Source organism: Fictibacillus nanhaiensis, from assembly GCF_019801215.1.
GTDB lineage: Bacteria > Bacillota > Bacilli > Bacillales > Fictibacillaceae > Fictibacillus > Fictibacillus nanhaiensis_C.
On record NZ_JAHVJO010000007.1, the window covers coordinates 49575 to 59909 of the forward strand.

General features: G+C 41.4%; 9 protein-coding genes and 1 rRNA gene. All 10 read right to left on the reverse strand.

Going from position 1 to position 10335, the window contains the following annotated elements:
• Positions 1–11: 11 nt before the first annotated feature.
• The 10 genes from ispF to rrf all read right to left on the reverse strand — a co-directional run bounded on the left by ispF (position 12) and on the right by rrf (position 10334).
• Positions 12–488, reverse strand: coding sequence for a 2-C-methyl-D-erythritol 2,4-cyclodiphosphate synthase (ispF, locus tag KUV80_RS17760; RefSeq protein ID WP_222464059.1), 477 nt, complete (start codon positions 486–488; stop codon positions 12–14).
• Entirely contained in the window at positions 485–1180 is a 696-nt protein-coding gene (gene ispD / locus KUV80_RS17765; RefSeq protein WP_222464060.1) for a 2-C-methyl-D-erythritol 4-phosphate cytidylyltransferase, read from the reverse strand. The genes ispF and ispD overlap by 4 nt, the downstream gene beginning before the upstream one ends.
• A 19-nt stretch (positions 1181–1199) precedes the next feature.
• The gene (locus tag KUV80_RS17770) at positions 1200–2291 is read right to left on the reverse strand and encodes a PIN/TRAM domain-containing protein (protein ID WP_222464061.1); all 1092 of its coding nucleotides are present in this window, start codon (positions 2289–2291) and stop codon (positions 1200–1202) included.
• 115 nt (positions 2292–2406) lie between these two features.
• Entirely contained in the window at positions 2407–3480 is a 1074-nt protein-coding gene (gene disA, locus KUV80_RS17775) for a DNA integrity scanning diadenylate cyclase DisA (RefSeq protein ID WP_222464062.1), read from the reverse strand.
• Positions 3481–3488: 8 nt separating this feature from the next.
• Complete coding sequence (radA, locus tag KUV80_RS17780) at positions 3489–4862, reverse strand: DNA repair protein RadA (RefSeq protein WP_222464063.1); 1374 nt, start codon at positions 4860–4862, stop codon at positions 3489–3491.
• A 300-nt stretch (positions 4863–5162) separates the two neighbouring features.
• Positions 5163–7583, reverse strand: coding sequence for an ATP-dependent protease ATP-binding subunit ClpC (clpC, locus tag KUV80_RS17785; protein ID WP_222464064.1), 2421 nt, complete (start codon positions 7581–7583; stop codon positions 5163–5165).
• A 14-nt stretch (positions 7584–7597) separates the two neighbouring features.
• On the reverse strand, positions 7598–8668 hold the full coding sequence (locus KUV80_RS17790; RefSeq protein WP_222464065.1) for a protein arginine kinase: 1071 nt from the start codon (positions 8666–8668) through the stop codon (positions 7598–7600).
• Between the two features lie 3 nt (positions 8669–8671).
• The gene (locus KUV80_RS17795; RefSeq protein ID WP_222464066.1) at positions 8672–9205 is read right to left on the reverse strand and encodes a UvrB/UvrC motif-containing protein; all 534 of its coding nucleotides are present in this window, start codon (positions 9203–9205) and stop codon (positions 8672–8674) included.
• 36 nt (positions 9206–9241) lie between these two features.
• Positions 9242–9709 carry a CtsR family transcriptional regulator gene (locus KUV80_RS17800; protein WP_222464067.1) on the reverse strand — a complete coding sequence of 156 codons (468 nt, stop codon included), beginning with the start codon at positions 9707–9709 and terminating at the stop codon, positions 9242–9244.
• Between the two features lie 509 nt (positions 9710–10218).
• A 5S ribosomal RNA gene (gene rrf, locus KUV80_RS17805) occupies positions 10219–10334 on the reverse strand.
• Position 10335: the final 1 nt, after the last annotated feature.

The following is a 10335-nucleotide window of genomic DNA, read 5'->3' on the forward strand; positions in this document are numbered from 1 at the left end:
GATATAAAATTTTAAGCTTTTTCAATTAACACAACCGCTTGAGCGGCAATGCCTTCTTCGCGTCCCGGAAATCCTAATCTCTCTGTTGTTGTTGCCTTTACATTGATTTGGTCGGGAGAAACCTCGAAAATCCGGGCTATGACTGCTCTCATCTCTTCAATATATGGCAGCATCTTTGGCTTTTGAGCAATAATGGTGCAATCTATATTCCCTAAACGATACCCTTTTTTCTCGACAAGTTTCCATGAATCTAGAAGTAAACGCTTCGAGTCAGCACCTTTATATGCAGGGTCTGTATCAGGAAAATGCTTGCCAATATCTCCTTCACCCGCTGCTCCTAGCAGTGCATCTGTAATTGCATGCAGCAGTACGTCCGCATCGGAATGTCCTAAAAGTCCTTTTTCATAAGGAATCGTTACGCCGCCAATAATCAATGGGCGGTCTTCACAAAAGGCGTGAACATCAAAACCTTGTCCGATACGCATCATGCTTTTTCCCCCTGTCTATCTAAAAGAATCGCTTTTCCATATAACAAGTCATCTGCCGTAGTTAATTTTATATTATGATAGTCTCCCATTACAATAGCGACTATATGTCCAAATCGTTCCACAAGGCTCGCATCATCCGTTCCCAGCCAGCCTTCGTCTTCCGCTTTTCGATGTGCTTCTTTTACGATAGAAAGACGAAAAGCTTGCGGGGTTTGAACAGCCCACAAGCTGGATCGGTCGATCGTTTCTTCCACCTGATCGTTAACAACCCGTTTCACCGTGTCTTTTACCGGAACAGCTAAAACCGCAGAGCCTGTTTCAGCCGCTTTTTCAACGAGCTCGTTAATATGATGCTTTGTGATGAAAGGACGTGCAGCATCGTGGATGAGGACAAGTCCAGAATCCTTTGGAACCCTCTTTATTCCCTCGTACACACTTTGCTGACGTTCACTTCCGCCTGAAACGATATGGCGCACTTTTGTATATTGGAAGGTTTGAACAAAATCTTGCATCTGCTTTAATTCCTGTTTGCTGCCAACAAGGATTATCCCCGTACAATCAGGGTCATCTTCAAAAACGTCAAGTGTATGTGCCAGAACGGGTCTTCCTAAAAGCTCAATCCATTGCTTAGCAACACCAGCATTCATTCGTTTGCCTTGTCCGGCTGCAGGAATTACTGTCCAATAATTCACGTGCTTTCCCCACCGTTCATTACAATGCTTTTTCTAACAGCTTTTTTTTAGCAAAAATCATTCGTCCTGCTGATGTCTGAAGAACAGAAGTAACGACAACATCAATCGTTTTGCTTATATATTCTCGTCCATCTTCAACAACGATCATCGTTCCATCATCTAGATAGCCAACACCTTGATTCTGCTCTTTCCCGTCTTTAATTACTTGTACAACGAGTTCTTCTCCTGGAAGGACGACTGGTTTTACCGCATTAGCAAGGTCATTGATGTTAAGAACCGCAACATTTTGCAGTTCGCACACTTTGTTTAAGTTAAAATCATTTGTCACGACTACACCCGTTAATAGCTGAGCGAGTTTTACAAGCTTGCTGTCAACTTCGGTTACTTCCTCAAAGTCACCTTCATAGATTTCGACTTTCATCGATAGCTCTTTTTGGATACGGTTTAAAATATCCAAGCCACGGCGACCTCTATTGCGTTTCAGCACATCTGAAGAGTCGGCGATATACTGAAGCTCTTCTAGAACAAAACGAGGGATAATAAGCGGACCTTCTAAAAAGCCAGTTTGGCAGATATCTGCCACACGTCCATCGATAATAACACTCGTATCCAGAATCTTATACGTACCTCTAGGCTTTTCGCTCTCCACTTCTTTCTTTCGTTCTTTTCCTTGGCGGTTTAATGAAAAGAGCTGAATCATTTCATCTCTCTTTTTAAAACCGACTTGAAATCCTAAGTAACCGAGTAAGAACGTTATCGCGATAGGCAAGATTGAGCTTACAACGACAATATCCATGTTGTTAAGCGGCGATTGGATTAAAAAAGCGACAATAAGTCCGAAAATAAGTCCCATCGTTCCTGATAACAGATCCGTTGCAGGGGCCTTAACTACCGTTTCTTCTGCCCAACGAATTAATCCTACCACGTAATCGGACAGCCAAAATGTAGATAAAAATAATATAAGTGCACCAATCACTGCCCCAACATATGGGGATGTTACTTGATTCGGCAAGTCACCAAAGTTAAGAACACGAATGAGATCTGGAATATACAGATAGCCTAGCATGCCCCCTATGATTATAAAAAACAATTGAACAATTCTTTTTAGCATGCCTGATTCACCTCCCCTAATCATTATTTACAAAATGACTGCTTTAAAAACGTAGCAAATGGATATTTTTATTAATATTTTTAGCCTTTTGTATTCTTGCCTTTTCTCAAAGGAGCTAAATGTGACGATCTACGAAAAGCTGTTCTTGTATTCTTTTTAAGCCTTCTTTTACTTTCCTAGCTCGAATCTCCCCAATTCCTTCTACCTCGTCCAACTCATTGATCGAAGCTCTTAAGATTTGTGGAAGGTTTTCAAACGCATCTGTTAAGTTCTCAATAATTACAGCTGGAAGTCTTGGAATCTTCCCAAGGATTCGATACCCGCGAGGATGGATTGTCTCATCCTGTATGTTCATACCGGCTGAAAAGCCTAAAAGTTTCATAATAACGGATTCATCAAATAATTCTTCACTGGAAAGTTTGTTTAATTGGCGAAGAATCGCATAAGGATCACTTTCACTGTCCTTCATGTAATCTTTTATAAGGAGCAAAGCTTCTTCCTCGATGTTGGAAACGAGCTCCTCCATCTGAATTCTGATCAGTCTTCCTTCAACACCAAGTTCATTAACATATTTAATGATTTCATTTTTTATGCGTAAAACCATTTCAATTCTGTGAATAACTTGAGTTACTTCCTGGAAAGTGACGAGCTCTTCAAATTCAAGCGCACCAAGATTGGTAACACTTTGATCAAAAACGACTTTATATTTTTCAAGCGTTTGAATGGCCTGATTTGCTTTGGTTAAGATAACACCAATTTCTTTTAGCGAGTAACGAATCATCCCTTGGTATAGAGTGATGACGTTTCGGCGCTGAGAAATGGAGATAACTAGGTTACCTGTCTGTCTCGCAACCCGCTCTGCCGTTCTATGCCGGATTCCTGTTTCAGTAGAAGGAATAACCGTATCCGGTATCAGCTGTGTATTTGCAAATAGTATTTTCGCTGCATCTTCATTGAGAATAATCGCACCATCCATTTTAGCAAGCTCATAAAGGGATGCTGGCGAGTACTTACAATTTATTGAAAAACCGCCGTCGACGATTTCTTTTATTTTATCATTATAGCCAACAACAATAAGTCCGCCGGTATTCGCCCGCAAAACGTTATCGATTCCTTCCCGAAGCGGTGTTCCGGGGGCAACGAGCTGTAGCATCTGGCTAATGATCGCTTCTTTAATCGCATGATCCATAATATGCTTTACCCTCCTAACGCTGCTTGTAATGCCTCATAAACGGTAGATACACCTACGACCTTAATTCCTTTAGGCACAGTCCATCCACCTATGTTCTTATCAGGTATAATTGCACGCGTAAATCCTAGCTTTGCTGCTTCATGTATGCGTTGTTCAATTCGCGAAACTCGTCGTACTTCTCCAGTTAATCCGATTTCCCCTATCATAACATCTGTGGGCTTTGTAGGTGCATCTCTAAAGCTTGAAGCGATACTTACCGCAACAGCCAAATCAATCGCCGGTTCATCCAGTCTTACTCCGCCTGCCACATTCAAATATGCATCTTGATTCTGAAGCAGCAGTCCTACTCTTTTTTCCAATACAGCCATCAATAAAGAGACGCGGCTATGATCTATACCTGTTGCCATTCTTCTAGGGTTCCCAAAACTTGTTGGTGAGATGAGCGCCTGAAGTTCAACAAGCATTGGGCGGGTACCTTCAAGTGAAGCTACAACCGTTGAGCCCGCTGCCCCTTTTGATCGCTCTTCTAGAAATATTTCAGAAGGATTCAATACTTCTTCAAGTCCTTCTTCCTTCATTTCAAATACACCAATTTCATTTGTTGAGCCAAATCGGTTTTTTACCGCTCTTAAGATTCGAAAAGTATGATGTCTTTCGCCTTCAAAATACAATACGGCATCCACCATATGCTCTAAGAGACGAGGACCTGCTATATTTCCTTCTTTTGTAACATGTCCAACGATAAAAATAGCAATTCCTTTTGTTTTGGCCATCCGCATTAAATGGGAGGTACATTCTCTAACTTGGGAGACACTTCCTGGTGCCGATGTCACTTCTGACCGGTATACGGTTTGTATGGAGTCAATGATCATGACAGATGGCATTACGTCACTCATCGCCTGTTCGATCAGTTCCATATCCGTTTCTGCTAAAACAAATAAATCTTTTGCTGCAATATCAAGTCTGTCCGCTCTTAACTTTGTTTGCTTTACAGATTCCTCACCAGATATGTAGAGAACACGTTCCCCTTTTTGAGCGAGTTGGGCCGAAGTTTGCAGGAGAAGGGTTGATTTTCCGATTCCCGGATCCCCTCCAACTAAAACTAAAGAGCCTGGAACGATTCCCCCGCCTAATACACGGTTAAACTCTTGATAGTTTGTAGGAATTCGAGGTTCCTGCTCACTTTTTATTTCTACGATCGACTGTGGTCTTTGCTTGAGGTTCGAATCTCCAGAGCTTAGTCCTCTCACACTTTTTTCAGGACGGATCGTCTCTTCTACCATCGTATTCCACGCCTGGCAACCCGGACATTTCCCCATCCATTTTGGAGATTCATAGCCGCAATCCTGGCAAAGAAAGATTGATTTTACTTTCGCCATCAAAAAAACTCCTCTTCCTAACTTCACACCATAAAACACGCTTTTTTATACAATTTGAAGCTTTTATATATACAACCATTAAATGATAAAAATAAAAATAGTTATTCACTCATATCATAACATAAAACCTAACAACTCTTTCCATTTGCGCTCTGCAAAAAAAGGCGAAACGTAAGAATTATTTCGACAAAAACCCGGAGGACATGACTGTCTTCCGGGTTTCATTTGTATCTTTTATTCATATTAAGCATCATCTGTTATATCCTGTCGTTTCCGATGAGCTGTATTTGATGTTTTTCTTTATACCGTTTCTACTACAAAGTCATTCTCTTCCACATCAATCTTTACCGTCTGCCCTTTGTTGATGTTCCCTTTTAGAAGTTCTTCAGATAAACGGTCTTCAATTTTCCGTTGAAGAGCTCTTCTTAACGGGCGAGCACCATAATCAGGATCATACCCTTCATCCGTGATCTTCTCTAAAGCCGCTTGAGAAAGTTCGATTTCGATTCCTTGATCACTCAGACGCTTTTTCAAAGAGTCGGACATAAGTCTCACAATTTTTAAGAGGTGTTCTTTTTCGAGAGAATGGAACACGATGATCTCATCAATACGGTTTAAGAATTCTGGTCGGAACGCTCGCTTCAATTCATCCATTACTTTGGATTTCATATCGTTGTATTTTTGACCTTCGTTGTGGACCGCAAATCCGAGTGAGCGATTACGTTTTAACGTGCTCGCACCTACGTTTGAAGTCATGATGACTACCGTGTTTCGGAAATCGACTGTACGACCTTTTGAATCTGTAAGTCGGCCATCTTCAAGCACTTGAAGTAAAATGTTGAATACTTCAGGATGTGCTTTCTCGATCTCGTCAAGCAAGATAACAGAATATGGCTTTCTTCTTACTTTCTCCGTTAGCTGACCGCCTTCTTCATGTCCGACATATCCTGGAGGTGAACCAACAAGTCGAGATGTAGTATGTTTCTCCATATATTCAGACATGTCGATTCGGATAATCGCATCTTCATCCCCGAACAGCGTTTCAGCTACAGCGCGAGCAAGCTCTGTTTTACCTACACCCGTCGGCCCTAAGAAGATGAAGGAGCCGATCGGACGTTTCGGATCTTTTAATCCGGCACGCGCTCGTCGAATCGCTTTTGAGATAGCCGTTACCGCTTCAGATTGACCGATTACCCGATCATGCAGAATTTCTTCCATCTTGAGCAATCGTTCTGTTTCTTCTTCAGCAAGCTTTGAAACGGGAACTCCTGTCCATGAAGATACAACTTGTGCGATATCTTCCGGTGTTACTTCAGTGTTTTCTTTTCCTTGCTTCTCTTTCCAAACGTCTTTTGTTTTTTCTAGCTCTTCTCGTAAACGCTGTTCAGAATCGCGAAGTGAAGCTGCTTTTTCAAATTCCTGACTTTGAACAGCTGCATCCTTCTCCTTGCGAACTTCTTCAAGCTTCTGCTCGAGCTCTTTTAAATTCGGTGGTGCCGTATAAGAGCGAAGACGCACTTTAGATGCTGCTTCATCAATGAGATCGATCGCTTTATCCGGTAAGAAACGATCTGAGATGTATCGGTCAGATAATTGAACGGACGCTTCAATCGCATCATCAGTAATCGTTACACGATGATGGGCTTCATATCGGTCACGAAGTCCTTGAAGAATCTGGATACTCTCATCCTTCGTCGGCTCATTAACCGTAATCGGCTGGAATCGGCGTTCGAGTGCAGCGTCTTTTTCAATATATTTTCTATACTCATCAAGTGTCGTAGCACCAATACACTGTAGTTCGCCACGGGCAAGTGCTGGTTTTAAAATATTTGATGCATCAATCGCACCTTCTGCTCCACCCGCACCAATCAATGTGTGAAGTTCATCAATGAAAAGAATAATGTTCCCAGCTTGTCGGATCTCATCCATTACCTTTTTCAGACGATCCTCAAATTCACCTCTATATTTTGTACCCGCTACAACCGTACCCATATCTAATGTCATTACTCGCTTGTCGCGAAGTGTTTCCGGAACTTCATTATTTATAATCTGCTGTGCAAGTCCTTCCGCAATGGCTGTCTTACCTACACCAGGCTCCCCGATTAACACAGGATTATTTTTAGTACGGCGGCTCAAGACCTCAATGACACGCTGAATTTCCTTTGCACGACCGATAACCGGATCTAGTGTACCATCACGTGCAATCGCCGTTAAATCTCTCGCTAAGCTATCTAATGTAGGCGTATTCGCACTAGCAGAAGATCCTCTATGGCTGGAAGAAGATTCATTGCTTCCTAGCAGTTGAAGTACTTGCTGACGCGCTTTGTTTAAGCTGACACCAAGATTGTTCAAAACTCGGGCTGCAACGCCTTCACCTTCACGAATCAACCCTAATAAAATATGTTCCGTCCCCACATAGGAATGTCCTAGTTTACGAGCTTCGTCCATCGAAAGCTCAATTACCTTTTTAGCACGTGGTGTATAATGAATCGTCTGAACAGCTTCCTGTCCACGACCAATCAGCGTTTCTACTTCTTTTTGAATCTTGTCAGGACCTAAGCCAAGTACTTGCAAGGCCTTTGCAGCAATACCCTCGCCTTCCCTGATCAATCCTAACAAAATATGTTCTGTTCCAACATTGTTATGACCCAATCGGATTGCTTCCTCTTGTGCTAATGCCAATACTTTTTGAGCTCGCTCTGTAAAACGGCCAAACATCATACTCTTCACGCTCCTTATCGGTTTTCCAATTTTATTCTTTCTCTGATTAATGTGGCTCTTCTTATGTCACGTTCTTCTGGAGTTAGAACTTCACCTGCATATTGTTGAAGAAAACCTGGTTGTGTAAGTATCATAAGTTCATTTAGAATCATTTTAGATATTCCGTTTAAAATCTCTAAATCGATACCAAGCCGCACATCTGATAAGCATTTAGCAGCTTCCTTCGATTGGATAATCCGGCTGTTCTCCAATGTTCCTAATGAACGATATAACTTGTCTTCAAGCTGTAATTTCAAACCGTCCTGCAGCTGTTTTCTTGCCGCGCGTTCTTGCTGAATCACCTGCATAACAACACTTGCTAGGTCTTCCATAATATCCTCTTCTGACTTACCAAGTGTCATCTGATTTGAAATCTGAAATATATTACCTTGTGCTTCTGTTCCTTCCCCGTAAATCCCTCTCACAGCTAAACCAAGCTGGTTAATTGCAGGGATTATGCGGCTCATCTTTTTTGTAAGAACTAAAGCGGGCAAGTGCATCATAACCGAAGCACGTAATCCTGTACCTACGTTTGTTGGACAGCTAGTTAAATACCCTCGTTTTTCATCGAATGCGTAATCCACATTTTTTTCAAAATAATCGTCGATCTCGTTTGCCTTATGAAGCACTTCTTCTAACTGAAACCCCGGTGCTAAACATTGAATTCGGATATGATCCTCTTCATTCAGCATGATGCTCACGGACTCATCTTCATTCATTAATACCGCACCATATTTTGCTTGTTCCGCAAGATTTGGACTAATCAGGTGTTTCTCAACAAGTACCCGTTTTTCGATGGGTTTTAACTTTTCCATCATCAGTATTTCCAAATTTCCTGCTTCGGCTTCATTTTTTTCTTTTGCTAAAAATGCTTCAACCGTTTCAATCAGTTCATATGCCGATTCTTTTTGTGCAACAATGGGGAAAACAAACTGTTGGACATTTCTTGCAAGGCGGACACGGCTTGAAAGAACTATATCTGATTCTGGTCCTTCCCTTTTCATCCAGGGACTGATCGCATCACTGATAAATCGTTCCAAAGACATCGCTTACGAATCCCTCCCTTGCTGCAAACGGTTCTCGATTCCTCTGATTTCATCCCTTGTTTCCGCAGCTTTTTCAAATTCCTCATTTAATATATACTGCTGCATAGCTTGCTTTAATTGCTGAAGCTGCTTTTTTTCTTGAATGCTGCTTCCTGCCCGTTTCGGAATCTTCCCTGCATGTAAGGTGTTGCCGCCATGAACTCGTTTAAAGATAGGGTTTAATTTCGAGTCAAAGGCTTTGTAGCAATGATCACATCCAAAACGGCCTATTTTGGCAAACTGGTAATAGCTCATCCCGCATTTTTCACATGCTAATGATGGTGGAATAAAGTTGGATGATGGAGTATTCGGAACATGTCCATCACCATGTAAAAGACCAGAAAGCAATTGGTGAATGGAAAATGAATTCGACCCCGGCAGGAATTCTCCTTTTTCTTTGGCACAATGTTCACAAATGTGAAATTCAGTTTTCTCCCCATTTATGATTTTTGTAAAATGCAATGACGCTTCCCGTTCATGGCACTCTTCACAATTCATTCTGCTCCCTCCTTTTATATAGAATGAAAAAAAGGGCTATGTGGTTCGATATTTTAATGTTTTTATCATAGCTTTTAATAGTTCTGCGCGTAATTCATCTCTCTCTGGAAGATTAAGTTTTAGAATTGAACGATCCATAACACTTAGCATGAGCCTCGCTTCGCGTTCACGGATGATTTCTTCTTCCAAAAGTCTCTTAATTACATTTTCTGCGTTCCCCTGTGATATCCTTTCACCGATCAGAGTGGTTAAGTGATCGATGAGATGGGCAGAGCTTTCGGTACGGACTTTCATAATCCGGATATAACCGCCTCCACCTCTTTTACTTTCCACTACAAAACCTTTTTCAATCGTAAATCTCGTGTTGATTACATAATTTATTTGAGAAGGAACGCACTGAAACCTTTCAGCAATATCTGTCCGTTTTATCTCAATGGACAAATCATTGGTGCCTGAGAGAATTTGCTTTAAATAATTTTCAATCACGTCTGAAATATTCCTCATTTCCCCTCCCCCTTCTGACTTTGACTAACTTTGACTATATTGTTATTATAGCCTGCTTTTTGACGAAAATGCAAATCTCTATGTCCCCATTATTACCCCCTATCCAGTTCTTTAACCTGTATGATCCTGTCGAAAAGATGGTGCTTTTGGAGGTTTGTTTGGAAATAAAAAGAAGCCGGATTTTGTGCAGTTCTTATCCTTTTTGATGGGTCTTTGTGGGGAGTTTGTCGAAAAGATTTTTGTATCGGTTATCATGAGGAAGCGTTTTTGTCGAAAAGCCTTTAAAGTTGATTTGAGGGCCTAGAAACGTATTTGAAGGCCTTTAACTTATCGTTTAGGGCTTTTGTTCTCCCATCGAATGAGGTAACCATGCTGATTACGCTGCTTTCACCTTGTAAAATACAAAAAAGAAGATGGTTTTGGCCATCTTCTTCATTTTTTCTTTTATATCTCATTGATTCTTTTAAAACACAAAAAAAGAAGATGGATATTCATCCATCTTCCTCATTGCTCAGCGACGTCCTACTCTAACAGGGGGAGACCCCCAACTACCATCGGCGCTGAAGAGCTTAACTTCCGTGTTCGGTATGGGAACGGGTGTGACCTCTTCGCCATCATCACTGAAC

Bases quoted from the DNA above. Each gene is read 5' to 3' on its own strand.
- ispF (WP_222464059.1), bottom strand. From the start codon at position 488: ATGATGCGTATCGGACAAGGTTTTGATGTTCACGCCTTTTGTGAAGAC.
- KUV80_RS17770 (WP_222464061.1), bottom strand. From the start codon at position 2,291: ATGCTAAAAAGAATTGTTCAATTGTTTTTTATAATCATAGGGGGCATG.
- disA (WP_222464062.1), bottom strand. From the start codon at position 3,480: ATGGATCATGCGATTAAAGAAGCGATCATTAGCCAGATGCTACAGCTC.
- radA (WP_222464063.1), bottom strand. From the start codon at position 4,862: ATGGCGAAAGTAAAATCAATCTTTCTTTGCCAGGATTGCGGCTATGAA.
- clpC (WP_222464064.1), bottom strand. From the start codon at position 7,583: ATGATGTTTGGCCGTTTTACAGAGCGAGCTCAAAAAGTATTGGCATTA.
- KUV80_RS17790 (WP_222464065.1), bottom strand. From the start codon at position 8,668: ATGTCTTTGGAACGATTTATCAGTGATGCGATCAGTCCCTGGATGAAA.
- KUV80_RS17795 (WP_222464066.1), bottom strand. From the start codon at position 9,205: ATGAATTGTGAAGAGTGCCATGAACGGGAAGCGTCATTGCATTTTACA.
- KUV80_RS17800 (WP_222464067.1), bottom strand. From the start codon at position 9,709: ATGAGGAATATTTCAGACGTGATTGAAAATTATTTAAAGCAAATTCTC.